The sequence below is a fragment of the Nocardia sp. NPDC024068 genome (genome assembly GCF_040638875.1).
In the GTDB taxonomy this organism is placed as follows: Bacteria; Actinomycetota; Actinomycetes; order Mycobacteriales; family Mycobacteriaceae; genus Nocardia.
In genome coordinates, this window is the sequence record NZ_JBEZYU010000055.1 from 1 (window position 1) to 23,926 (window position 23,926).

The 23,926-nt window shown below is 67.5% G+C and carries 27 protein-coding genes and 3 tRNA genes; 16 read left to right on the forward strand and 14 right to left on the reverse strand.

Annotated elements, in window-relative coordinates:
• On the reverse strand, positions 1-181 hold a 181-nt coding region (locus tag AB0F41_RS26620; RefSeq protein ID WP_357428397.1), incomplete at its 3' end, for a hypothetical protein.
• On the opposite strand from AB0F41_RS26620, the gene AB0F41_RS26625 reads away from it, so the two are divergent.
• Positions 182-796, forward strand: coding sequence for a putative glycolipid-binding domain-containing protein (locus tag AB0F41_RS26625; protein WP_357428398.1), 615 nt, complete (start codon positions 182-184; stop codon positions 794-796).
• Positions 797-803: 7 nt separating this feature from the next.
• Here the strand turns inward: AB0F41_RS26625 and AB0F41_RS26630 are convergent, their stop codons facing one another.
• A complete protein-coding gene (locus AB0F41_RS26630; RefSeq protein WP_357428400.1) occupies positions 804-1,751 on the reverse strand; it encodes a prephenate dehydrogenase in 948 nt (315 codons plus the stop codon).
• 58 nt (positions 1,752-1,809) lie between these two features.
• On the opposite strand from AB0F41_RS26630, the gene AB0F41_RS26635 reads away from it, so the two are divergent.
• The 4 genes from AB0F41_RS26635 to AB0F41_RS26650 all read left to right on the forward strand — a co-directional run bounded on the left by AB0F41_RS26635 (position 1,810) and on the right by AB0F41_RS26650 (position 4,819).
• Positions 1,810-2,349: a tRNA adenosine deaminase-associated protein gene (locus AB0F41_RS26635; protein WP_357428402.1), complete on the forward strand. Its 540-nt coding sequence runs from the start codon at positions 1,810-1,812 to the stop codon at positions 2,347-2,349.
• A 28-nt stretch (positions 2,350-2,377) separates the two neighbouring features.
• Positions 2,378-2,812: a nucleoside deaminase gene (locus AB0F41_RS26640; RefSeq protein ID WP_357428458.1), complete on the forward strand. Its 435-nt coding sequence runs from the start codon at positions 2,378-2,380 to the stop codon at positions 2,810-2,812.
• A gap of 100 nt (positions 2,813-2,912) precedes the next feature.
• A tRNA-Ser gene (locus tag AB0F41_RS26645) sits at positions 2,913-3,000 on the forward strand.
• A 421-nt stretch (positions 3,001-3,421) separates the two neighbouring features.
• Entirely contained in the window at positions 3,422-4,819 is a 1,398-nt protein-coding gene (locus tag AB0F41_RS26650; RefSeq protein ID WP_357428404.1) for an FAD-binding oxidoreductase, read from the forward strand.
• A gap of 164 nt (positions 4,820-4,983) precedes the next feature.
• Here the strand turns inward: AB0F41_RS26650 and AB0F41_RS26655 are convergent, their stop codons facing one another.
• Entirely contained in the window at positions 4,984-5,541 is a 558-nt protein-coding gene (locus AB0F41_RS26655; protein ID WP_357428406.1) for a hypothetical protein, read from the reverse strand.
• Between the two features lie 183 nt (positions 5,542-5,724).
• On the opposite strand from AB0F41_RS26655, the gene AB0F41_RS26660 reads away from it, so the two are divergent.
• Positions 5,725-6,513 (forward strand): SMI1/KNR4 family protein, encoded by a 789-nt coding sequence (locus AB0F41_RS26660; RefSeq protein WP_357428408.1) that lies wholly within the window; start codon positions 5,725-5,727, stop codon positions 6,511-6,513.
• 340 nt (positions 6,514-6,853) lie between these two features.
• On the opposite strand, the gene AB0F41_RS26665 is transcribed toward AB0F41_RS26660, so the two are convergent.
• Positions 6,854-7,684, reverse strand: coding sequence for a ferredoxin reductase (locus tag AB0F41_RS26665; RefSeq protein ID WP_357428410.1), 831 nt, complete (start codon positions 7,682-7,684; stop codon positions 6,854-6,856).
• A gap of 173 nt (positions 7,685-7,857) precedes the next feature.
• Here AB0F41_RS26665 and AB0F41_RS26670 point away from each other — a divergent pair, with 173 nt between their 5' ends.
• The 5 genes from AB0F41_RS26670 (at position 7,858) to AB0F41_RS26690 (ending at position 11,609) form a co-directional block, all read left to right on the forward strand.
• Entirely contained in the window at positions 7,858-8,463 is a 606-nt protein-coding gene (locus AB0F41_RS26670; RefSeq protein ID WP_357428412.1) for a TetR/AcrR family transcriptional regulator, read from the forward strand.
• Positions 8,464-8,522: 59 nt separating this feature from the next.
• Positions 8,523-9,047: a bleomycin resistance protein gene (locus AB0F41_RS26675; RefSeq protein ID WP_357428414.1), complete on the forward strand. Its 525-nt coding sequence runs from the start codon at positions 8,523-8,525 to the stop codon at positions 9,045-9,047.
• Positions 9,048-9,205: 158 nt separating this feature from the next.
• On the forward strand, positions 9,206-10,582 hold the full coding sequence (locus AB0F41_RS26680; RefSeq protein WP_357428416.1) for an MFS transporter: 1,377 nt from the start codon (positions 9,206-9,208) through the stop codon (positions 10,580-10,582).
• A gap of 135 nt (positions 10,583-10,717) precedes the next feature.
• Positions 10,718-11,401 carry a hypothetical protein gene (locus AB0F41_RS26685; protein WP_357428418.1) on the forward strand — a complete coding sequence of 228 codons (684 nt, stop codon included), beginning with the start codon at positions 10,718-10,720 and terminating at the stop codon, positions 11,399-11,401.
• Between the two features lie 22 nt (positions 11,402-11,423).
• On the forward strand, positions 11,424-11,609 hold the full coding sequence (locus AB0F41_RS26690; protein WP_357428420.1) for a hypothetical protein: 186 nt from the start codon (positions 11,424-11,426) through the stop codon (positions 11,607-11,609).
• 2 nt (positions 11,610-11,611) lie between these two features.
• Here the strand turns inward: AB0F41_RS26690 and AB0F41_RS26695 are convergent, their stop codons facing one another.
• The 5 genes from AB0F41_RS26695 to AB0F41_RS26715 all read right to left on the reverse strand — a co-directional run bounded on the left by AB0F41_RS26695 (position 11,612) and on the right by AB0F41_RS26715 (position 15,862).
• Positions 11,612-12,193 carry a TetR family transcriptional regulator gene (locus AB0F41_RS26695; RefSeq protein WP_357428422.1) on the reverse strand — a complete coding sequence of 194 codons (582 nt, stop codon included), beginning with the start codon at positions 12,191-12,193 and terminating at the stop codon, positions 11,612-11,614.
• A 4-nt stretch (positions 12,194-12,197) separates the two neighbouring features.
• Complete coding sequence (locus AB0F41_RS26700) at positions 12,198-14,411, reverse strand: MMPL family transporter (RefSeq protein ID WP_357428424.1); 2,214 nt, start codon at positions 14,409-14,411, stop codon at positions 12,198-12,200.
• Between the two features lie 315 nt (positions 14,412-14,726).
• Positions 14,727-15,098, reverse strand: coding sequence for a hypothetical protein (locus AB0F41_RS26705; protein WP_357428426.1), 372 nt, complete (start codon positions 15,096-15,098; stop codon positions 14,727-14,729).
• Between the two features lie 12 nt (positions 15,099-15,110).
• Complete coding sequence (locus tag AB0F41_RS26710; protein ID WP_357428428.1) at positions 15,111-15,509, reverse strand: hypothetical protein; 399 nt, start codon at positions 15,507-15,509, stop codon at positions 15,111-15,113.
• Positions 15,510-15,586: 77 nt separating this feature from the next.
• Positions 15,587-15,862: a hypothetical protein gene (locus AB0F41_RS26715; RefSeq protein WP_357428430.1), complete on the reverse strand. Its 276-nt coding sequence runs from the start codon at positions 15,860-15,862 to the stop codon at positions 15,587-15,589.
• Positions 15,863-16,077: 215 nt separating this feature from the next.
• On the opposite strand from AB0F41_RS26715, the gene AB0F41_RS26720 reads away from it, so the two are divergent.
• Complete coding sequence (locus AB0F41_RS26720) at positions 16,078-16,917, forward strand: hypothetical protein (protein WP_357428432.1); 840 nt, start codon at positions 16,078-16,080, stop codon at positions 16,915-16,917.
• Positions 16,918-16,963: 46 nt separating this feature from the next.
• On the opposite strand, the gene AB0F41_RS26725 is transcribed toward AB0F41_RS26720, so the two are convergent.
• The 4 genes from AB0F41_RS26725 to AB0F41_RS26740 form a co-directional block, all read right to left on the reverse strand.
• Positions 16,964-17,455 (reverse strand): SRPBCC family protein, encoded by a 492-nt coding sequence (locus AB0F41_RS26725; RefSeq protein ID WP_357428434.1) that lies wholly within the window; start codon positions 17,453-17,455, stop codon positions 16,964-16,966.
• 104 nt (positions 17,456-17,559) lie between these two features.
• Positions 17,560-17,632: transfer RNA gene (locus AB0F41_RS26730), tRNA-Arg, on the reverse strand.
• 36 nt (positions 17,633-17,668) lie between these two features.
• Positions 17,669-17,758: transfer RNA gene (locus tag AB0F41_RS26735), tRNA-Ser, on the reverse strand.
• Between the two features lie 94 nt (positions 17,759-17,852).
• Entirely contained in the window at positions 17,853-18,587 is a 735-nt protein-coding gene (locus AB0F41_RS26740) for a dienelactone hydrolase family protein (RefSeq protein WP_357428436.1), read from the reverse strand.
• Positions 18,588-18,681: 94 nt separating this feature from the next.
• Here AB0F41_RS26740 and hisC point away from each other — a divergent pair, with 94 nt between their 5' ends.
• A complete protein-coding gene (gene hisC / locus AB0F41_RS26745) occupies positions 18,682-19,758 on the forward strand; it encodes a histidinol-phosphate transaminase (RefSeq protein WP_357428438.1) in 1,077 nt (358 codons plus the stop codon).
• 37 nt (positions 19,759-19,795) lie between these two features.
• Here hisC and AB0F41_RS26750 read toward each other — a convergent pair whose 3' ends face one another.
• Complete coding sequence (locus AB0F41_RS26750; protein WP_357428440.1) at positions 19,796-20,857, reverse strand: alpha/beta hydrolase family protein; 1,062 nt, start codon at positions 20,855-20,857, stop codon at positions 19,796-19,798.
• A gap of 334 nt (positions 20,858-21,191) precedes the next feature.
• Here AB0F41_RS26750 and dcm point away from each other — a divergent pair, with 334 nt between their 5' ends.
• The 3 genes from dcm to AB0F41_RS26765 all read left to right on the forward strand — a co-directional run bounded on the left by dcm (position 21,192) and on the right by AB0F41_RS26765 (position 23,887).
• Complete coding sequence (dcm, locus tag AB0F41_RS26755) at positions 21,192-22,325, forward strand: DNA (cytosine-5-)-methyltransferase (RefSeq protein WP_357428442.1); 1,134 nt, start codon at positions 21,192-21,194, stop codon at positions 22,323-22,325.
• Between the two features lie 132 nt (positions 22,326-22,457).
• Positions 22,458-22,892 carry a very short patch repair endonuclease gene (locus tag AB0F41_RS26760; RefSeq protein WP_357428460.1) on the forward strand — a complete coding sequence of 145 codons (435 nt, stop codon included), beginning with the start codon at positions 22,458-22,460 and terminating at the stop codon, positions 22,890-22,892.
• Between the two features lie 275 nt (positions 22,893-23,167).
• Positions 23,168-23,887 carry a maleylpyruvate isomerase family mycothiol-dependent enzyme gene (locus tag AB0F41_RS26765; protein ID WP_357428444.1) on the forward strand — a complete coding sequence of 240 codons (720 nt, stop codon included), beginning with the start codon at positions 23,168-23,170 and terminating at the stop codon, positions 23,885-23,887.
• Positions 23,888-23,926 lie beyond the last annotated feature (39 nt).

Here is a 23,926-nt window from a genome sequence, read left to right on the forward strand (position 1 = left end):
CGGCGACCACTACTGCCCGGACCAGGGCCGAGACCGGCACACCGTGGCCGGTGACAGCGTCCAGCACCGGCAGCAGTAGCAGTACCGCCGCCGCGGCCGGGTTCGGCGGGCGGTCCGGGTATGCGCGGGCGCGGCCGCCCGCCTGGCCGCCGCGGCACGAGGTGTTGCGTACGGTGGACACGTGACGCAAACGAGTGACGAAACTCCTGGTCCGGACACCGCGCCCGCGCCGGTGCGGTGGCCGGCGGTCCTCACCTGGCGTGCCTTCGACCACTCGCGTATGGAATCGGTCCGCGTAACACTGAACGGCAACAGGATCCGCGCGAGCGGCCGGATCATCGGCGTGGGCTGCGGCGAGCATCCCGCGTTCAGCGCCTCCTACGATCTGGTCACCGACGAGAACGGTGCGACCCGGCGGCTCTCGCTGCGCAGCACCACGGCCGCCGGGGAACGGCACGCCTCGATCGCCCGCGACGAGGAGAACTACTGGCTCGTCGATGCCACCGGCACCCATATCCGGTCCACCTTCGGAGGCGCGCGGGACGCCGACGTGGTGCTCAGCCCGTTCTTCAACACCCTGCCGATCCGCCGTTTCGGACTCCAGCACGCCATGGAGGATGTGCAGGTGCCGGTCGTGTACGTCGGATTGCCCGATCTCACGGTGCGGGAAGCCGATCTCACCTACAGCAGCGCCGGGGACGGCATCAGCGTGCTCTCGCCGGTATCCAGTGCCACCCTGACCGTGGACCGCGACGGTTTCGTCCTCGACTATCCGGGCCTGGCCGAGCGGGTCTGAACCGCGTTCACAGGCGGGTGATGACTCCGCCCGCCCGGCCCGCTTCCTGCAGCCGCTCCAGCCAGCCCTCGGCGCCGGGTTCGATATCGCCGATCTCCCAGCGTTCGGCGGTCTCGTAACGCCGCCGTGCCGCATATCCGGCGGCGGTGAGGTCGTCCAGCGAGGTGGATGTATCCAGCGCCGCCCGGGCCTCGGTCAGCGCGGTCAGCGTTTCGTCCAGCACCGCCAGCAGGGCATCGGAATTGGGTTCGCATATCGCGCGCACCAGATCGGGGGCGGTGCCCGCGACCCGGGTGCCGTCGCGGAACGAACCCGCCGCCAGCCCGAGCGCGAGGTCCCCGCCGCGCGCCCCGGCCACCGCCAGCGCCTCGGCCAGCACATGCGGGAGATGCGAGATCCGCGCGACCGCGCGGTCGTGTTCGGAGGCGATCACCGGTACCGCGACCGATCCGCAGTCCAGCGCCAGCCGGGTCACCCTGGTCCAGGTGTGCGGGTCGGTACCCGCGTCCACGCCGACCGCCCAGGCGGCCCCCCGGAAAAGCTCCGGATCGGTCGCCTGCCAGCCGGATTCGGAAGTCCCGGCCATCGGGTGGCCACCCACGTAGCGCTGCTCCAGCCCGAATCGCCGCACCGCCGCGGCGACCGGAGCCTTCACACTCACCACATCGGTCAGTCCGCAATCCGGCGCGTGCGTGGCGATCGCGTCGAGCATCGGATCGACGGCCGGCATGGGTACGGCCACGACGATGAGGGCGTCGGAATCGGTGGCGCGACCCAAGGCGGCCGGGAGGTCGCCGGTGACATCGAAACCGGACGCGCGCGCCGCCGCCACGCCCGGCGCCGACCGGTTGTAACCCCAGGCAGCGCGGCCCGCCGCGGTCGCCGCACGCAGCAGCGATCCGCCGATCAAACCCGTCCCGAGAACGCAGAGCGCCGTATGGCCGTCAGCAGTCACCGGAACAGATTCGCATACGACTTCATCTAACTGCCCCGGGCCGACTACCGTTGCGCCCATGGCAGCACAGCGCTCGGGCACGAACGGGGCGGCGTCGGATGATTACGACGACGTAGAAGGCTTCGCGGTGGCCGTAGTCCGGGAAGACGGCACGTGGCGATGCAGCCCGCTGACCGCGGCCGCGCTCACCACCTTGTCCGCCGCGGAGAGCGAACTCAAGGATCTGCGGTCCTCCGGTGCGGTATTCGGGCTACTCGATATCGACGACGAGTTCTTCATCGTGGTCCGGCCCGCACCCAGCGGCACCCGGCTGCTGATCTCGGACGCCACCGCGGCGATCGATTACGACATCGCCGCCGATGTCCTCGAGGAATTGCATATCGAGATCCCCGATATCGACCCCGACGAACTCGACGATATCGATCCGTACGAAGAGGGCGATCTCGGCATCCTCGCGGATATGGGCCTGCCGGAACCGGTGTTCAGCGTGATCCTCGCCGAAACCGACCTCTACCCCGACGAGCAGCTCTCGATGATCGCCCAGCGCCTGGGTTTCGCCTCCGAGTTCTCCGCGGTGCTCGACAAACTGCCCCGCTGAGGTGAGCGTCCCGCTCACCGATACCGATATGGTGCGCACGGCGCTGGCCGTCGCCGCCACCGCCGACCCGCGGGATGTACCGGTGGGGGCGGTGGTGTTCGACGCCGCCGGCCGGGAGCTGGCCCGCGCCACCAACGCACGGGAGGCCACCGGCGACCCCACGGCGCATGCGGAGGTACTGGCGTTGCGCCGCGCCGCGGCCGTGCACGGCGACGGCTGGCGCCTCACCGGCACCACTCTGGCGGTAACCCTGGAACCGTGCACCATGTGTGCCGGCGCACTGGTGGCGGCCCGGGTGGACCGGCTGCTCTTCGGTGCGTGGGAGCCCAAAACCGGAGCGGTGGGGTCGCTGTGGGATGTGGTGCGTGATCGGCGTCTCAATCATCGGCCCCAGGTGCGGGGCGGGATCCTGGAGCACGAATGCGCGGCGGTCCTCGACGATTTCTTCCGGTCCCAGCGCTGAGCGCTCGGGTGTGCCGCGCCGACCGGCGGGTCCGAACCGCAGATCGGCAGGTCGGAGGCCCGATTTAGCGATAAAAGGCGATTCCGGTATTGTCGTGGGCGGTGGCGTGTCCGAGCGGCCTAAGGAGCACGCCTCGAAAGCGTGTGAGGGGTAACCCCCCTCCGAGGGTTCAAATCCCTCCGCCACCGCTTACGCCCCTCACTTGAATCGTCAGGTGGGGGGCTTTTTTATGCCGTTTCTGCGCGTCGGCGATCCAGTGCCGACGCCGCAGCGTTGATGTCCTGATGCCGGACGGCAAGCCACGCAGCGTCCGGGCGCATCGTCTGCCGATCAGCCAGTGAACCGCCTCGTCCAGCCCTGGCCAGTGGGGCAACGCCACGCCGGCCATGCCTATATCCTCGTCGAACAGATCCTCGCCGCCGACCGCGGTCGATGTTGATAATTCGATGCACCATCGGACAGGTGGTCTCAAAATAATCGCTGGTCAGCGATAGATTGATCCGATATTTCGCCCAGTAGTACCCCTTTCATGAACACTTCCTGTTCGGGTCCATCACGTGAGGTCGGGACGATGGGGATGCTGTTCGCCGTTGGCGCTACGGTGACGGAATGACTTCAGTGCGTGGGGGATCGGTGAGCGAGCGACGAGAGTTGGCGGGGTGGGGCCGGACAGCGCCGTCGGTGGCGCGGGTGGTGTCCACGGCCGATATCGACGCGGTGGCCCGGGCGGTGAAGGAAGCCGGACCGCGTGGTGTGATCGCCCGGGGGCTCGGCCGCAGCTATGGGGATCCGGCGCAGAACGGCGGCGGTGTGGTCGTGGATATGACCGTGTTCGACCGGATCCGCGATATCGATCCCGATACCGGGGTGGTCGATGTCGATGCCGGGGTGAGCCTGGACGCGCTGATGCGCGCGGTTCTGCCACACGGGTTGTGGGTTCCGGTGCTGCCGGGCACCCGCCAGGTCACCGTGGGTGGGGCGATCGGCTCCGATATCCACGGTAAGAACCACCACTCGCACGGCAGCTTCGGCAATCACGTGCTGTCGATGGACCTGCTCACCGCGGACGGATCACTGCGCACCCTCACTCCCGAGGGACCGGACGCGGCACTGTTCTGGGCCACGGTCGGCGGGATGGGGTTGACCGGCATCGTGGTCCGGGCGCGGGTGCGGATGAAACGCACCGAAACGGCGTACTTCATCGTCGACAACGACCGCACCACCTCGCTGGACGAGACGATGGAGCTGCTCACCGGCGGATCCGACGACGGTTACGAGTACTCGATGTCGGTGCCCGACACCATCAGCACCGATTCCCGCCTGGGCCGGGCCGGGTTCAGCCGTGGCTCGCTGGCCCGCCTCGACCAGTTGCCGGCGAAACTGCGCCGGGACCCGCTGCGCTTCGACGCGCCGCAGCTGTTCACCGTGCCGGATGTGTTCCCGAGCGGCATGGTCAACAACCTCACCGTCCGTGTCGCCGCCGAAGCCGCCTACCGGGTGTATCCGAAGCGGGCGCGCGGCCGGATCCAGAACCTGACGCAGTTCTATCACCCCCTGGACCTGCTCGGGGAGTGGAATCGCGCCTACGGCCGCCGCGGTTTCCTGCAGTACCAGTTCTCCATGCCGTTCGGCGCCGAACAGCAACTGGCCGCAGCGGTCCGCGCGATCGCCCACTCGGGCCACCGCTCGTTCCTCAACGTGTTCAAACGCATGGGTCCGAGCAATGCGGCGCCGCTGTCGTGGCCGCATCCCGGCTTCATGCTCAGTCTCGACTTTCCCATCACCCCCGGGCTCGCGGATTTCTGCGACGATCTCGACGAGCGTGTTCTCGACGCCGGGGGGCGCCTGTACTTCGCGAAGGATTCACGCACCACCCCGCAGATGATCCGCGCCATGTACCCCCGGCTCGACGAATGGCGCCGCATCCGCGACGAGGCCGACCCGCAACGAGTGTTCGCCTCCGACTTGGCCCGGCGGCTTCACCTCATAGGCGACGAACCGGCGTAGGAGCCCGGAGGGAGCGCGGCGACACCCAGGTTCGAGTGTCCGTCAACCGATTGAACCCAAGATCGTTTTCCAGAACCTTCGGAGTGGGGACGGAAGGCTCCGGTGGGCGGGTTACCCAACTCGATCTCAATAGCCTGGCCCCGCCTGGCCCCGCGACCGGCTGCTTATCGCCGGATTTCCGGCGGGTGCACCCCTTCCCCTTCTACTTCACCTGTCAACAGCGGGTTGCTTGTGAGCGCTGTGAGGCCAATCTCAGCGCGAGCGGTGTTGATGAACTCGTACTGTGCGGCATAGAGTTCCGCGAACAGCGCTGGATCTACAGCATCTGCGGAGGTCGTAGACCGCGCAGCCGCGATCTGGCGGACGGCTGAAACCACTCTCGATGAAGAGAGCCTGCTCGCATCCGACTCGCAAACGAGCCGCATCGACGCCATCGCAGCTTCCAACCGCTCCTTGTACGGACGCCCTGCTCCGTCGAAGAAGGGCATCAACTCAGGAACTCGCGGGTGCGGCCGCACCACGATGTTTGCAGTAGGTTCGAGCGCGAATGCGACGTACTCGCGGTACGCGGAAACGAACTCCGCGTAGGTCGACAGTCGAATGTCTCGCCACTGCCGGGCATGTTCACGCTGCCACTGCCGATCTTGGTTGCGGATAGTGATCCAACCGCCGACAAGAACGCCTATGAGCGCCGCCGCCGCTGTCACCAACGTACTGACCACGTCTACGCATACCTTTCCCCTTCAACATCATTCGACGCAATCATGTCCCAGCCAGCGCTGAGCCATCGCGCGATACGCCGGATTCAGCCCGGATGTTGACGCGGCGATCGGCCTTTTCATCAACCGCACCTGCTCGGAATCGCCGGAGCGCGAGACGGTTCGCACTCCAGTAGGTTCGGTGCCGTGCACCCGCTTCTGACCCGACTCGATCAGTGGCTGGCCGCGACCCGGCCCGCCTACTACGCTGCTCTTGCACCCACTGCGGCGGTCGCGGATGTCGAAGAGATCGCCGAACGGGTCGATGCCGAACTTCCACCGCTCCTCCGCGAACTGCTCACCTGGAGGAACGGGCAGGATTACTACTACCACGGCGCCCTGGAGTCAGGGTGGCGTCTCATGTCGGCCGACAGTATCGCCGACGCCCTCGACATCTACGCCGATCTGGTCGCCAACGACGATTACGCCGATCTGTGGGGTACGGATTGGGTCCCGTTCCTACAGAATATCTTCGGCGACTACTTGGTCATCGACCTTCAGGGCGCCTTCGACGGCGAACCCGGACAGATCGTCTGTTTCCACTGTAAAGACGAGCGCCGCGATATCCTCTTTCCTTCCCTGGAGGCGTGGCTCGATACCCTCGTCGCCGCTTTGGAGTCGGGCCTGCTGGCCGAGGAAGAGGATCAGGACGACTATGACACCTGGGGTCCGGTCGACGATGTGGCGTACGAGTCGTTCTGCGCAGCGCGCTATCCCGGATATCCCCGATATGTGGAGTGGATGGATTATTGCGACGACACCGCGCTCGATCCCGGCCCTGCAAAGCTGCCCACGAAAAGTCTCTTGCACGCCTTGGATGTGGACCGGCTGCGTTCGGTCCTGGGCGAATACGGGCTGAACAACCAGCTGATCGACATTGCCCTCGACCGAGTGGATACCCGGGACGATCCGGGCAGCAGCGCCGCAGATCGTTGACCGGCCTTCGTGCGAGAGGATTCTCGAAGCCCCCGTGGCCGAGTTCACGGCAGATGTGGCAGTACACGTACCGGGCGGAAGCGCGAGAGCTGGCGAAGCGGGAGTCGAGGTCTCTGCCGCGTACATCGTGAGGGGGCAACGGTGACCGCTGGTTCACCGACTCCAGTCTTGGATCGGGTGGGGAAAGTCGTCGTCTGTCACCTTGACTATGGCAAACGGCCTGATCGCGATCTCGCTCCGAAGTTCTGGGAGTCGATCCACGGGCGTGGGCCATTCTTCGGAGCCCCGGATCCGGAGATCCGGGTGCGGGGCTTCTTCGCGGGAGGGGCCGGTTCGGGCCTCAGGCCGACTGCCGGGTCTGCGTGGGGCGGTGCGTATGCCGGGGGCGCGCCGAATGCGTCGCCGTGATCCGGGCTGCGGGATAGCGTTCCGTATGCAGGGTGCAGGTGGGGTTTGCCCGCGGTAGCGCCCGGGCGGCGGCTTCCACCATCGGAGCGGGGCCGCAGACGTACACCGCGGTACCGGGATTCGCCCGGGCGAGCACTTCATCCATATCCGGGGCGCCGAATTCGTCGTCGGGCCGGACGAGGGCGCCGGGGAGGCGGTTGATGAAGGGCATCGATGCGCGGGTGCGGCCGGTGTAGACGAGCGTGCCGCGGCGGCCCGCCGCCTGCACCATCGGCAGCAGCGCGGTGATGCCCATACCCCCGGCGACGAACAGGTATTCGGGTACGTCCACGAACGGGAACGTGTGCCGGGGACCGAACACCCGGACCGTATCGCCGCTGCGCAGGTCTTCGTGGATTTCGATGGAGCCGCCGGCGCCGTGCGGGTCGAGCCGGACGGCGATCCGGTAGGCGGAGCGGTCGTGTGGGTCGCCGCACAGCGAATACTGCCGCTGCCGCCCCGAGGGCAGGAAGAGGTCCAGGTGCGCGCCGGGAAGCCAGGCGGGCAGCGGGTCGCCGTCGGGGTCGACCAGCACCACACCCACCACGTCCGCCGCTTCCCGCTGTACCGCCGCGACCACGAGCCGGAGGTTGAACCCGCTGTGCCAGATCGTCTTCGGTCGTGGCAGCAGTGCGGCGGGCCGGTGGGCGACGAATATCGAACGGCAGGCGTCCACGGCCGCGCCGATGATCTGCAGGCCGCGAGGCGGCACCTGGGTGCCCATCAGCAGTCCGCCGCTAGTCGGGCCGGACGACACACCAGAAGGGAACAAGCGACTGCTTGGCTGGTCTGCACCATCCGGCGAATCTACATGGCAACATAATTAATAGCAATGTTGCAATATTGCGAGTGCCCGATAGGTGTTTGTGCTCACGCGGTACTTGCTAGCGTTACCTCATGTCCGCCGCGTACCCATCGTCCCCCGGACTGCAGGACGGTATCGAAGCTCGCATTCTGGACGCGGCGTTGATCAGATTCAGCGAGTTCGGCGTCAAGAAGACGACCATCGAAGATATCGCCCGGCAGGCCGGCGTCGACCGCGTCACCGTATACCGCCGAGTCGGTTCCCGCGACGATGTCGTCCAGGCGGTCGTGAGCCGGGAAGTGGCAGCGGTACTCACCGAGGTCGACGCCATCTCCACCCGGCACAACAGCCTCGACGATCTTGTCGCCGATATCTTCGTCACGGTTATCGCCCGCTGGCGCGAGCACATCCTGGTGAAACGCATGCTCACCGTGGAACCCGAGCGGATCCTGGAGAAACTCACCATCGAGGGCGGTCCGGTATTCGCCATGTCGGTCGCCGCCGCCCACACCGCTCTGTGCCGCGCGGCGGATTCCGGGCTGCTCGCCGAACCGGCCGATCTGCTGACCCGCGCGGAAGTGGTGTGCCGCCTGGTGCATTCGTTCATCCTCTGCCCGTCCGGTCTGGTGCCGCTGAACTCGGATGAAGACCTGGACCAGTTCGCCCGGACCTACGTCGTGCCCATCGTCACCGGCTGACCGGAACCCCCCTTTGATTGCGGACCGATACTGGCCACAATCGCTGTCATGCTCGGCCCATGACCACCTCACCGCTGATCCGTCCCCTCTCCGATCTCACCGGCGGCTACGGCAGCCTCAACGCTTTCGCCGCGGTGAAAGGCTCCGGCGGCGCGCGCGCCTTCATCGAATTCCTGGACTCCGTATTCGACGGGCAGGAGAACCCCGAGGCCCACGCCGTCGACACCGACGGCCTGCTGATCCACGCCGAGGTGCGAATCGGCGATTCCTGCCTGATGGTGGTGGACTCCAAACCGGACTGGCCGTTCACACCCGCATTGCTGCAGGTCAACGTCACCGATTGTGATGAGATCCTGCGCCGGGCGCAGGCGCACGGTGCCCGGATCATCACCGGGACCGCGCCCTTCTACGGCGGTTCGTCGCTGGCCCGGTTCGTCGATCCATGGAGCAATGTGTGGTGGCTGTTCGGACCCGCGATCGAGGGCGCCCCCGAGCCCACCTGGGATCCCGACGAGGTTACCGAGGAGTCGGTGGTGCACGAAACCATCTGCCGGGCCATGCGCGAACTCGCCCCGCCGCGCTAGCCGTCCGGCTCGGCGGGATGCCGCGGCCTGCTCCGACCCCGGTACTTAACTCGGATACCGGTACGGATCGGGCGCCGGGCCTGCAAACTGGGGCGTGGAGCGGTGTGGCGGCCATGCCGCCGCACCCTCCGCGCACCGGTGAACGGGAGGAATCGCGAATGTCGGATACCACGACCGAGGGCACAGGCGGCCCGGGCAAGCAGGAGACGGCCGCCCCGGCGGCGGCGCCATCGGCGACAACACGTCGCGCCGTACTGAATACGCTGCGCGGATCGTCGGGCAATCTCGTCGAGTGGTACGACGTCTACGTCTACACCGTGTTCGCCTCGTACTTCGAAAGCCACTTCTTCGATTCGGCGGACAAGAATTCCACCCTCTACGTGTACGCGATCTTCGCGGTCACCTTCCTCATGCGCCCGGTCGGCTCGTGGTTCTTCGGCCGCTACGCCGACCGCCACGGCCGCCGCGCCGCGCTCACCTTCAGTGTTTCGCTCATGGCCGCGTGTTCACTGGTGATCGCGCTGGTGCCGGGACGGGAAGTGATCGGCGTCGGCGCGGCGGTGGTCCTCATCCTGTGCAGGCTGGTGCAGGGATTCGCGACCGGCGGCGAGTACGGCGCGTCGGCCACCTATATGTCCGAGGCCGCCACGAAGGAACGGCGCGGGTTCTTCTCGTCGTTCCAGTACGTCACTCTCGTGGGTGGTCATGTGCTCGCCCAGCTCACCCTGCTGGTGCTGCAGCTGTTCCTGGACAAACAGGAGATCTCCGACTTCGGCTGGCGGATCGCCTTCTTCATCGGTGGTGTCGCGGCGGTGGTCGTGTTCTGGCTGCGCCGCAGCATGGACGAATCGCTCACCGAGGAACAACTCGACGCCGTCCGGCGCGGTGAGGACACCGAATCCGGCTCCCTGCGGGTACTCGTGCGCGACTACTGGCGTCCGCTGCTGGTGTGCTTCCTGGTCACCATGGGCGGCACCCTCGCCTTCTACACCTACAGCGTCAATGCCCCGGCCATGGTCAAGACGGCGTTCGAGGGTCGTGGTATGACCGCCACCTGGATCAACCTCACGGGTTTGATCTTCCTCATGCTGCTGCAGCCGATCGGCGGTCTGATCAGCGATAAGGTCGGCCGCAAACCGGTACTGGTGTTCTTCGGGATCGGCGGTGTCGCCTACACCTGGTTCCTGATCAGCTACCTCCAGGACACGACATCGGTGGCGGCAACCCTGCTGGTGACCTGCATCGGCTACATCCTGCTCACCGGCTACACCTCGATCAACGCCATCGTGAAAGCCGAACTGTTCCCGTCCCATATCCGCGCCCTGGGTGTCGGTGTCGGTTACGCCCTGGCCAATTCCGCCTTCGGGGGTACCGCGCCGATGATCTACCAGGCGGCGAAGAACGGGGGACACGTCACGTGGTTCATCGTGTACGTGACCGTCGTGATCGCGGTATCGCTGTACGTCTACCTCTTCGTCCTGAAGAACAAGACCGAAACGGCACTGGACCGGGAGCAGGGGCGCGCGTTCGTGTGAGCCCGTGACAGCGCGACCCGGGCTCTTGCGATCCGCCGGGCGGTGCCTGTCGGAGATCCCATCGACGCTCCTTGATCTCAACCAAAGTTCAGGTCTTAGCGTCGGTGGTACCTCCGAACCGAATGGATGTGCACCATGAAAATCCGGGAAGTAGCCATCACCGCGACGGATCTCGACAGCGTCGCCGACTTCTACCGCGATGTCTTGCAACTGCCGGTATCCACCACGCCGGGCAGGGTTTCCGTCGAGATCGGCACCGGTCGCCTGGTGGTCACCGAGGGCGAACCCTTCGCCGGCGTCCATCACCTCGCGTTCGGAATCTCGCCCCACGATTTCGAGACCGCCCGGCGCTGGCTGGAGGGCAGGGTCGAGCTGCTGCGGCTGAACGGGTCGGAGATCATCGAGGGCCCGGCGGGCTGGGATTCGCGGTCGCTCTATTTTCGCGGGCCCGAGGGCATCGTGCTGGAGCTCATCGCCCGCCGGGCCGACGCCGGAATCCCCGCCGGGAACGGGGAGCGGCCGTCGCTGTTCTCGATCAGTGAGGTCGGCCTCGGGGTGGCGGATGTCGGGCGCGCGGCCGCCGACCTGCGCGACTCCTTCGGCCTCCCGCCTTTCCCGCCCCAGTTGACGCAGTTCGCGCCGACCGGTGGTCACGACGGGTTGTTCATCGTCGCCGATATCGACCGGATCTGGTTTCTCACCGAGAGCGACTATCCCGCGCGCGGTCCGCTCGCCGTGCATATCGAAGCCGGGCGGCGGGGGAAGCTTTCCCTCGGTCCCTTCATCGATATCGAGGCGACCGGTTCACTGGACGGTTGAACCCGCCCGGCATCCGTTGCCGTTGTGCCGGGCCGCACCGTGTTCCGGGCATCTCGAGGACAACGACATCTCACCGCTCGACGCGAATCCGGAACCCATCGATTTCGGCACCGAACCGAACCCGCCCGCGACCGTCGTACCGCATGCCGTCGATCCGGAGTCGGCGCGGCGGCTGTGGGAGCTGAGCGAACAACTACTGGCGAGGTGATCTCACAGCGGCAGCCCGTTTTCCAGGAATTCCAGTGCCTCGTTGACGACGGCGTAGATGTCCCCGTCGTTGTCGACCGCGCGGAGGTAGGCCATCACCGCGACCCCGGCCACCGCTCCGATCCAGTACCGGACATGCGGATCATCCGGTTCCCGGCCGGTTCGCCGGGCGACGGCCGCGAGGAACGGCGGCAGATCCGTCTCGACCTTGGCCGCCACCGAGGCGCGCAGTTCCGGCACGGTGGCGATCAGTTTCATCCGGGTCGTCTCCACCGCGGCCATATCGACATCCGCGGTCGCGAGGACCGCGAGCAGAGCGTTGCGCGCGGCCTCGAGCAGAGGTAGTTCGGCGGGTTCGGCGAGGAATTTCTCCAGGAAGATCGGGTCCACCCGGTCGAACAGGACCGTATCCGGTTTGCTGGGGAAGTAGCGGAACAGCGTGCTCGGCGAAACCTCCGCTGCCGCCGCTACTTCCTCCAGCGTGGTGTTGGCGTACCCCTGCTCCCGGTAGAGGCGCAGCGCGTGATCCTGGATGGCTTCACGCGTGCGCTTCTTCTTGAGTTCTCGCAGGCCACCGGTACTCATGAACTCATCTTGCCGAACCCTCTACCGGCTCGACAACCGCGGCCGGTTCGGGCTCTCCACCGGTATCCCTGCGCGCAGCCGGGAGGTTGCGGCCTTCGACGTCCAGGTCCGGCAGTATCCGGTCCAGCCATTTCGGCAGCCACCACGCCTTGTCCCCGACCAGTGCGAGCACAGCGGGCACGATGGTCATCCGCACCACGAAGGCGTCGACGGCGACAGCGGCCGCCAGCGCCACGCCGATCTGCACGATATCGCTGGCATCGCCGGTGCTGAACCCGGCGAACACGCTCACCATGATGATCGCGGCGGCCGCGACCACGCGCGCGCCGTGACCGAACCCGGCCCGGATCGCCGCGGTGGCCTTCGCGCCGTGCACGTATTCCTCCCGCATCCGGGTCACCAGGAAAACCTCGTAGTCCATGGCCAGCCCGAACACCACGCCGATGATGAAGATCGGCAGCATGCTCACCACCACGTCGGTGGTGTGGATCCCCAGCCATTCCAGCCAGCCCCACTGGAAGGTTGCCACCATGACGCCGAAGGTCGCGCCCAGGCTGAGCAGGAACCCCAGGGTCGCTTTGAGTGGGACGACAACCGAGCGGAATACGGCCATGAGCAGGACGAACGACAGGCCGATCACCACCAGGAGGTAGGTCCACAGCGCCTGCGCCATCCGGTCGCTGAAATCGATGATGATGGCGGCGGTTCCGGTGACGGCGATCCGCGCGCCGAACCCGTCGGCAGTACCGGCGATCTCGCCGCGCAGCGTCTGCACCAATTGCTCGGTTTCTTCGCTGTCGGGTCCGCCGCGCGGGATGACCGCGATGATCGCGGTATCACCGGCCGGGTTGAATTCCGGCGGTGCGGCCGTCGCCACCCCGTCCGTGCCGGCCAGTTCGGTGTGGACCCGCTGCGCCGCGTCGCGGTGATCCCGGGTGTCCGTCAGATCGACGACCACCAGCAGCGGTCCGTTGAATCCCGGACCGAAGCCCGCCGCGATGGCGTCATAGGCCTGGCGCTGGGTGGTGTGTTCGGGATAGGTGCCCTGATCGGGGACGCCCAGGCGCAGATCCAATGCGGGAAGGGCCAGCACGCCGATACCGATCAGCGCGACGATCAGGGTCGCCACCGGCCGCCCGGTGGTCAGCGCCGCCCAGCGCTGCGCGAACGTGCGACCACCGGTCTCGCCGTCGCCTGCCCTCTGCCGCCGCGCACTACGGCGCAGCACCCGTATTCCGGCGAACCCGAGGAGAGCCGGCAGCAGGGTCACCGCCACCAGCACCGCGATCGCCACCGTGACCGCCGCCGCGATACCCATCTCGGTGAGCAGCCCGATACCGACCACGGCGAGGCCGGTCAGCGCGATCACCACTGTCGAGCCCGCGAATAGCACCGCCGATCCCGCGGTGGCCACCGCGCGCCCGATGGCCTCTTCGGGGTCGGGGTCGCGGGTCAGTTCGTGGGTGTAGCGGGAGACGATGAACAGCGCGTAGTCGATACCGACCGCGAGCCCGAGCATCAGCGCGAGGATCGGCGTCGTGACCCCCAGGTCCATGAAGGCAGTGGCCGTGAGGATGCCCAGCAGTCCGACCGCGACGCCCGTAACCCCCGCGATCAGCGACATCCCCGCCGCGACCAGTGATCCCAGGGTCACCACGAGCACCACGGCGGCGATGAGCAACCCGATGAGTTCCTTGCTCACATCGGGCATCAACTCCATGACGTCCCCGCCCACCGCGACGCGCATATCGGCCGAGCCGCTGCGCTCGACCAGATCCATCAGTTCCTGGCGGCTCGATTCGCGCACCGTCTCGAACGACACCGCATAGGTCACCTCGGCGACGGCGACCCGCTGATCCTCCGAGATCAGCCCGCTTTCGAACGGGCCCTTCACCGCCGCGACCTCGGCCGCCCCGGCTGCCTCCTGCACCACCTCGGTGATCTGCCGCCGCGGCTCGGGATCGGTCACCGCGCCGTCAACGGCGCTGAACACGATCAGGGCGGTTCCGCCGTCGAGGGGTAGTTCGGAGAACCGCTCCTCCAGTAGATCGAAAGCCTCTTGGGATTCGGTTCCGGGCAGGCTCAAGGACGTCGCGGAGGGCTCGGCGAGGGTCGCCGCCCCCACGCCCAGAGCGGTCAGGAGCAGCACCCAGAACAGAACTACGAGCCGTCGGGCGCGATAGCTGAACCGCCCGATTCGATAGAGCAGGGCCGACATGACAGCCTCTCTTAAATGGTAGTTAGTGTCTTATGACAGTAACTTTCATTTTTGGGACTGGCAATACCTTTCCTTTACCTTCCGGGGCTGCCCGGTGATCTCGGCGCGTGAAAGCCCCGCATCATCGGCACATGGCTGCGAGCGTGCGGTTCGGCTACCGCACTGACCGCTCGATACCGGAGCGGATGGCCGCGGAGAACGGGTCGTCGCACGCGGCGGTGGGGTGTGATGTCGTCCGAATGGACTCGGCGGAACGAGGTCGGCTGCCTCGTCCCCGTCGCTTGTTCGATACGCGGGCTCGGGGTGAATCCTGGGTCAGAGAACAGGCCGCGGCGGTGCTTGGTCGGGCACCGAGAGCCATGGATGCTCGAGTAGCGCGGCCCAGGCCGTACCCCACGGAAAGCGTTCTATCAATTTCTCTCCCGTGCCGGGTTCGTGCTGCTTGTGGGCCTCATCGAGCACGGTTACCCCCCAGCCGGAGAGCTTGCGGACGGCGTCCTGGATCGGGGGAAAAGCGAATTGCGCCTGGTTGGAGAACGGCACCGCGACGACAGGCAACTCCGGTGATGCTACGACGCATACATCCCAGCCGTCCGCCCGAGCGAGGTCGACCAGTTTCCCGACATCCCGCGCGGCGGTGGCACCGGTGACGATGGCGTACAGGACAGGCCTTCCCTCACCGTTCATCTGCTCATCGTCTCAATCCCGAGATGCGCCGACCGGCCACACCACCGTCACCGGGATATTCCGTTCGCGGGCCACGGCCACAACGTCGGCCGTGCCGCCGTACCCACGTGCCGGCTTGCCATCCCACACTGCGATGAGCTCGTCGGCTTCATCCAGCATTCGGACACTGGCAGCTTGATGGGCTTCCGAGTCCGATTCGATGCGATCGAGTTCGATCACCTCTGCGGCCGCGGCCATGAGCCCGTCGTAAGTCGGATGATGCGCGGCGGGCAGACTCTCGCGGTACTCACGGGCCGGGACAACCACGATCAGCGATCCGCCGAATTCGATCAGTGCGCTCGCGAACAGCGAATCGGCCCCATCTGCGATGCAGCTGATACCAACCAGCTCGCCACCCGCTCGACTCTCCAACTCGGCACGGAGCTGGGCGGCGACAAGGGCCGTGGTCTGCTCGGGCAGGCCACGGTGTCCGGTGATGGCTATCCGCGTCATCGATCGTCCTGCCGGTAGAGGGCGGCCAGCGCGTCGTCCAAGGCGCACGCTTCGCGGGTCCGGGGCGGGAGCCCGGCCCGGTAATCCCGTACGCGCCTCGTGATCCGCTCGCTCCTATATCGGAGGCCCGCTCCGGACGCCTCTGCCGCCAGCGCGCAGCCACCTTCGACATCGCCGGTCCGGGCCACCGCATGCGCCTGCTCGACCTGCGCGACGGCGCGGGGTTTGGCCGCTTCATCTTTCAGATCGAACCGGACCACAAGCGCGAACACCGCAGCCTCCCATGCTGGGTCGTGCAGAAGGTTCAGTGTGACATGCTCGTATGCCGCACATTCGTGCTGCGAACTACAGGTAGTGGAGCGGCGGCGCTGCCCGATGGATCCGAAACCCCAACTTTCTGATTGATCTGTCGGGTAGCCAGCGATTCTGTACCGCGAAGTTCGGCAACTCCTCGCGGAACATGCTCTGCGGCCGGAGAATCGAGAGCATGACCGGTCTCGTGCTGACGCCTGAACGTCGAACCGAACTGGCTGCGTTGCTCGACGATGAGAAACGACTGACGGCCGAATATCCGAAGGTCGCCGAGTATCTGAATGCCGCGCCGATGTTGACGGGCACCGGGAGCGCGGAGACCGATGCGGCGTTCGATCTGCGGTTCGTGCATTTCATGACCGGGGGTGCTACCGAGTTCGGAAATCCGTATTGGGAGATCGTCGGCACTGCCGTCGGGACAGATCGTGGGCGGCGGTTGGTCCATGGTGGGAACTCGAACGGCAGCGTCCGACTCGGGTTCGTGCAAACGATCCTCCAGGCCGCGTATGCCTACGCGGTCCCTTCTCCGGAGACGCTGGATTGGGTGCGGACGTTCAGTGGTGGGCGCACGGTGGTCGAACTGGGTGCCGGGCGCGGATATTGGGCGCGACAGCTGGCGAATCAAGGCGTGGCGGTGAAGGCGTTCGATTCCGAGCCGCCGGATACCTCCGAGAATCTGTCCTTCCCGGCGACCGCGGGGCAGCCTGCGGTGTGGTTCCCGGTGGGTGGTGCGGACGATTTCGCCGCCGAGCTGGACGGGGATTCGGTGTTGTTCCTGTGCTGGCCGCCCGGCTGGGGCAGCACGATGGCCTCGGAGGCGCTGGGGTTGTTCGAATCGCGCGGCGGCCGACGGCTGGTGTTCATGGGCGAGCCCAAAGGCGGTAAGACCGGGGACGATGCGTTCTTCGATCGGTTGTCGTCGGCCTGGTCGCTGGAGAGCGTCGATAAGCGGTATGTGTCCTGGTGGAACCTGGCGGATAGCGCGCAAGGCTGGGTTCGGCGGCCGGGGTCCTGAGAAGGCTCGTCGTTGGGTAAGTCGGCAGGCACCGTCGGTAAGCAGGTCAGTCCTTCGCCTCGCGGACGTCCTGTCCCAGCTCGGCGAACGCCTTGAAGTCCTGCATGTGCTGTCGCGACTGCTTGCGGAAGGTGCCGGGCATCAGGACCCCCACCAGCCGCATCAGCACGCCGCTGAACCGGTACTCGTTCTCGCTTTCCCAGAGCGTCGTCTCCGGGCCGGCTTCGGTCAGCCGCTCGCGCGCGGCGCTCCACATGCCCTCGCCGACGATCTCGCGCTCGAAGTGAACGACGCTCCCTGCCGGGATCTCGCGCAGGTCTGCCGGTTCCCGGCGCGTGATCGTCTCGGTGCACTCCATCTTCTGCCCACCCGTCTGCAATACGACCCGCGACTCGGTACCGACCTGCCCGTGCGCCCCACTCAGCGGCTCGTGCAGCACCAGACCCCGCAGCCACTTCGGCAGGTGAGCCGGGTCGGCGAGCAGCTGGGCCACCCGCTCCCGCGGCAGGGCGATCTCGATCGAGACGGTGTACTTCATCGGCTGCGCTCCAAGCTCTCGAGTGAACGGGCGTACGCCGGCATCCTCACCTCGAATACAGATCGGGCTCTGATCCGCTTTCGCAGGTCAGAGCCCGATCGTTGTGCGCCCGAAGGGATTCGAACCCCTAACCTTCTGATCCGTAGTCAGATGCTCTATCCGTTGAGCTACGGGCGCATGCGCGTATTCAGTTGTCGCCCGGTGAACCGGGCGTGGCGGAGGCGAGAGGATTTGAACCTCCGGTCCCCGTGAAGGGACAACTCATTAGCAGTGAGTCCCATTCGGCCGCTCTGGCACGCCTCCTGGAGCCTTCTAAAACGAGGGCACCGGTCCCTTCGGAACCGCCGAGCAGAAAGGTTACCCGAGCCCCTCCCCAACCTGCAAAACGGCAGGTAGATCAGCGTAGATGGCTGTCGAACCAGTCGAATATGCGGGTTCGGGAGTCGATGAGCTCATCCGACTCCTCCTCGCCGGGGGTGTCGGCGCGGTGCAGCAGGCCGGGGTAGGTGACCACCAGGCTGGCGACCGAGGCCTCGGCGCCGGCGTCGCGGAGACGGTCGACGTCTTCGGCGGGGGTGCTCGGTTCGGCGCCGAACAGGCCGAGCCACGGGGCCTGTAGACGGGGGACGGCGGTGACGAGTGCTTCGGCCTGGTCGGTGAGGGGGGTGGTGATACCGGGGGCGGCGACGCTGACCGCCGCGCCGATCGGCCGGTTGGTGGCCACCAGGAAGGCGGCGGTGCCGGCGGTGTCGAAGCCGAGGGCGCCGATGCAGTCGGGGAACACCCCGTGCTGAGTGAGCCAGTCGAAGCAGGCGTCGAAATCCTCGAACAGTTCGTCGCCGAACACCCCGGCCGACGAGGCGCTGGCCCGGTGGAAGAGATTCGGTGCGACGACCAGCCAGCCTTCACCCGCCAGCGCCCGCATGAACTCCAGCAACGATCCGGTGAACTCCCGGGCCTCGTGCAGGAGCACGATTCCGCCGCGGGCGTAACCGTCGGGTTCGATCACGGTGATGGGCACACTCTGGCCGCCTTCCGGGCCGGAAGGGGCTCCCGTCGGTTCCTGTTCGTGTCCGTTCGCTTCCGTTTCCCCGCGCCTGAGCAGGGCGACATCGTCATAAGTGCCCGACATGTTCCCAGCGTAGGGCGATATCTCCGGGCCGGAAAGATTCATCCGGTGAACAGCCCGAACGTGGCCCGATCGAGATCGGAACTAAGCTCGATACGTGACCGCGCACATCCGTCCGGACCTCGATTCCATTCCGGCCTACGTTCCCGGCCGCAGCCATCCCGGCGCGGTCAAACTGGCGAGCAACGAGACCACGCTCGGCCCGCTGCCCACTGCGAGCAAAGCGGTGGCGGAAGCGGTGGAGCTGGCCAACCGCTATCCGGACAACCAGTCCGGCGAACTGCGGGCGGCCCTGGCGGAGTTCCTCGGCGTCGCGGTGGCGAACGTCGCGGTCGGCTGCGGCAGCGTGGCGCTGTGCCAGGAGCTGGTGCAGATCACCTGCGCGGATCCGGCCGACGAGGTGCTGTACGCGTGGCGGTCGTTCGAGGCGTATCCGATCATCACCCAGGTCGGTAACGCGACCGCGGTGACAGTGCCGCTCGCCGACGATGTGCACGACCTGGACGCCCTGGCGGCGGCCATCACCGACCGCACCCGGCTGGTGTTCGTCTGCAACCCGAACAACCCGACCGGCACCGCGGTCGGCCGGGGCGAGCTGGAACGGTTCCTGGACCGGGTGCCCGCCGGTGTCCTGGTGGCCCTGGACGAGGCCTACTACGAATACCTGCGGTTGCCCGGGGATCATCCCGATGGGGTGGAGCTGGGGCGCACCCGGCCCAATGTGGTTGTACTGCGAACCTTCTCGAAGGCCTACGGGCTGGCGGGTCTGCGGGCGGGATACGCGGTCGGCGCTCCGGAGGTGATCGCGGCGCTGCTGAAGGTGCATATCCCGTTCAGCGTGAGCCGGGTGGCGCAGGCGGCGGCGATCGCCTCGCTGGAGGCCCGCCACGAGCTGCTGGAGCGCACCGAGTCGGTGATCGCCGAACGCGAGCGGATCCGGGGGGAGCTGCTGGTGGCCGGTTACCGGGTGCCGCGGAGTCACGCGAACTTCGTCTGGATCGATCTCGACGCGGCGACCACGGAGTTCGCCGAGGCGAGCGCGGCGGCCGGGGTGCTGATCCGGCCGTTCGCGGGGGAGGGGGTGCGGGTCACCGCGGGCGACCCACACGAGAACGATCAGTTCCTGCGCTTCGCCACCGACCCGGAGACGGTCGCCCGCTTCGCCGGGCAGTGAGGATAGCCCGCTCCGGCGGGCGCTGTGAGCCGGGCCGTCAGTTCAGGCCGAGCCCGCCGGCGATGGTGGGCCACGACGTGACCAGTTCGTCGGCCCAATAGGGCCACGAATGGGTGCCCTGCGGGCGGAAGTTGGCGGTGTACTCGATACCGAGGGTGTCGAGGCGCTGCGCCAGGCGGCGGGTGCAGAAATCGGTGGCGGCCTCCAGCGGCCCGCCCATCATGATGCTCACCGGGGTTTCCGGGTTGGACAGCACATCGTGAACGCCGGGCCGGCCGCTGCCCACCGACAGGTAGAGGGCTTTTCCGCGCAGTTCCGAAGCGTGCAGGGTGACGTCGTGGGCCAGCCAGGCAGGGTCCTCGGGGGTGCCGAACATGTTCTCGGGATCGCCCTTGTAGGTGGAGACCACCACGCGGGCCTGCGCCTGGCCGAGATCGGTGCCGGTCGAGAAACAGCCGCTGTGCGCGCCGATGGCCGAATAGAGTTCCGGTTTGCGGATGGCCAGCATCATGGCCGCCTCGGCGCCCATGGAGGTGCCGACCACGGCGTTACGGCCGTTGCCGGAGAACGCGGAGTCCAGCAGCGGGGGCAATTCCTCGGTGAGGAACGTTTCCCACTTGTTGACGCCCAGCACCGGGTCGGGACGCTGCCAGTCGGTGTAGAAACTGGCCGGCCCGCCGACGGTGAACACCACGTTGACCGGTTTGTCGGCGTAGAACTGGGCGGCGCGGCCGCGGTCGAGCCAATTGTTGCTGTCGGGCTGGGTGCTGCGGCCGTCGAGCATGTACACGGTGGGCCGGGGTTTGCTGCGGTCGGCCGGAAGCAGCACCAGAACCTGGACGGTTCGGTGCATGGAGGGGGAATCGACGAAGACGCGCTGCAGGCGGTCTGTCACCGGTTCGGTGCCCACGATCGCGGCCCGCGGCGCGCGTACCGGCTCCACTTTCTCCACCGGGCCGGGGTCTTCGGCGGAACCGGTGTCGGGGCGTGCGGGCGCGGTATGAGCGTCCGGCGGCGCCGCCACCGCGCCGGGCAGGACCGCGCCGGACAGGGCGAAGGCGCCCGTGATCACGGTGGCCAGTCCTGCGCGATACTTCATGGCGCCCATCCTGCCAGATATGCCTGGTTCCACCGCGGACCCCGAATATCAGAAATATGGCCATTTACCTGCGGTTTTCTATCGCCTTGCAGCGGAATGGATCTGATGGCGTGATGATCGACTCGCGGAGCCGTCCGGCGGTTCGGTGGCGCGAATCACACCATGCGGGCAGTGCGAATCACATGGCGCGGTAGCGCGAATCACTTCCCGGCTTCGCGCCGAGGGGGTTCGCCGATGGTGTCGCGACCGGACCGGAAAGGCGCCCGGGAGCGCGGAGTAATCTCCCTTCGAGAGCCGGACCGGATGGAGAGAGGACCTCGTGACGGGCGCGCGGATGGCTGGGCTTTTCGCCGGGATCGGGGGACTGGAACTCGGGCTGGCGGCGCACGGGTGGCATACCGAGCTGCTGTGCGAGATCGACCCGGGCGCGCAGGCGGTACTCGCGGCGCGGTTCCCGGGGGCCGAAATCCACGGCGACATCACCCGCCTGCGCGCACTGCCCTCCGACACCGAACTGGTTGCGGCGGGTTTTCCCTGCCAGGACCTGTCGCAGGCGGGCCGGACCGCGGGGATCACCGGCACCCGGTCCAGTCTGGTGGACCATGTGTTCCGGCTGGTCCGGCGCCGACGTGGGCCGCGGTGGCTGCTGGTCGAGAATGTGCCCTTCATGCTGCAACTCGGCCGCGGGGCCGCCATGCGGCATATCACCGAGGCGCTGGACGAACTCGGTTACACCTGGGCATACCGGGTGGTCGACGCGCGTGCGTTCGGGCTGCCGCAGCGTCGCAACCGGGTGCTGATGCTGGCGTCGCGCACCGAGGATCCGCGCACCGTGCTGTTCGCCGACGATGCCGGCCCGCGGCTGCTCGGGTCGGTGGATATCGATCCGTGCGGCTTCTACTGGACCGAGGGCGTCCGGGGGCTGGGCTGGGTGGTCAACGCGGTACCCACGCTCAAAGGCGGGTCCGGGCTGGGGATTCCCAGTGCGCCCGCGGTTCGGCTGCCGTCCGGGGAGATCGTCACCCCGGGTATCACCGACGGCGAACGACTCCAGGGTTTCGCACCCGGCTGGACCGAACCCGCGCTCACCGTGCCCGGTTTCCGGCCGGGCCAGCGCTGGAAACTGGTGGGCAACGCGGTGAGTGTGCGGATGGCGGAGTGGGTCGGATCCCGGCTGCGGGAACCGGGGGAACCGATACCGGGGCATATCCCGCTGCCGGCGGGGAGTCCGTGGCCGGGCGCGGCATGGGGGCATTCGGGCCAGGTATTCGAGGTACCGGTGTCGCCGTGGCCCGTGCACCGGCCCTACGAGGATCTGAGACTGTTCCTCACCGACACGCGGCTGCTGTCGGCCCGGGCCACCGCGGGTTTCCTGCGGCGCACCGGAATGGGAACACTGCGATTCCCCGCGGGGTTTCTCGACGATGTGCAGGCGCATCTGGACCGGATGGGGGGATGGGCGGCATGAGCGGCGCACACCCGGAGGCGGCAGCGTGCGTTACCACGGAGGGCGTGTGCCGTTCATGCCCGGAGATGACAGCATGAGCGGCGCACACCCGGAGGCGGCAGCCTGCGTTACCACGGAGGGCGTGTGCCGTTCATGCCCGGAGATGACAGCGTGAGCGGCGGCTACCGGCCGCCCACCGATGCGGCGACCAGCGCCCGGATGTCGCGGCAGCGGCGGGCCCATACCGCCCCGGAGCTGGCGTTGCGCCGGGAACTGCACCGGCGCGGGATCCGGTATTTCGTGGATCGTTCCCCGATCCGGGGGCAGCGGCGGCGTGCCGATCTGGTGTTCCCGCGGCGGCGGATCGCGGTGTACGTGGACGGCTGCTTCTGGCATCGCTGCCCGGATCACGCCACCGAACCGAAGAACAACGCCGGATGGTGGGCGGAGAAGCTGGCCGGCAATGTCGCGCGGGACCGGGCCACCGATGCGGCGCTGACAGCGGCCGGGTGGCAGGTGGTGCGGGTCTGGGAACACGAGGATCCGGTTCTGGCGGCCGACCGGGTGCAGACAGCGCTGGGTCGCTGAGGAAACCTGCCCCCGCACGGAGTGAGGTGTTGCAGGTCGACATCGAAGACCCCGGCCTGCCGCCCGCTCGTGCCCGGCCGGTCGGGATCGCCTACTCGTTGCCCGGCCATTCGTGCTGGGTCATTCGTGCCGGGCCGCTCGTGTCGGGTCATTCGTGCCGGCCGCTCGTGCCCGGCCGCTTGTGCCCGCAGGCGGCGGGGCCGCCGACCGCGTGTAGGTCGCGGTTGCCGGAAACCGCTGGGGTGTCGCCGGATCATGGCGCTAGGGTCGGTGCCGTGTCCAGCGAATTCATCGAACAGCTCACCGCGCGGATGACCGCGGTCGCGGTGGCGAGCACGGAACTACTCGCCACCGTGGACGGCCTCGACGATGCGGCCCTCGCCGCACCGTCCGCGCTGCCGGGGTGGACCCGGGGCCATGTGCTCGCGCATCTGTCGCGTAATGCCGACGGGCTGGTCAATCTGCTGCTCTGGGCGCATACCGGCGTGGAGACGCCGCAGTATGCCAGCGCCGAACTGCGTGACGCCGATATCGAACTCGGCGCCCCGCGCCCGCTTGCCGAGCAGCGCACCGATCTCGTGGAATCGGCCGACCGGTTGACCGGGATGGCGCGGGTGCTCTCCGTCGAGCAATGGCAGGCCGAGGTCCGGACCAGGCAGGGCACGCCGCTGCCGGCGACCAAGATCCCGTGGATGCGCCTGCAGGAGTTGCTGATCCATCATGTCGATCTGGCCGCGGGCTATACGCCCGAGCGATGGCCGGCCGATTTCGTGGCCGAGATGCTGACGGATGCGGCCGCCGATCTCGGGAAGCGGCCCGGGATGCCGGGTTTCGCGCTGCGCGCCACCGATTCCGAGTTCTCCGCCGTAGTGGGGCCGGGCGAGGCGGGTCCGATGGTGGCGGGCCCGGGAGCGATCTTGTTGGCCTGGTTGCTCGGCCGGGATTCCGGTGCGACGCTGACCGGTCCGCTGCCGGAGCTACCTGCCTGGCGCTGACGCCCAGTCGGTGAGTACCCGGTTCCTGGTGGACCCGGC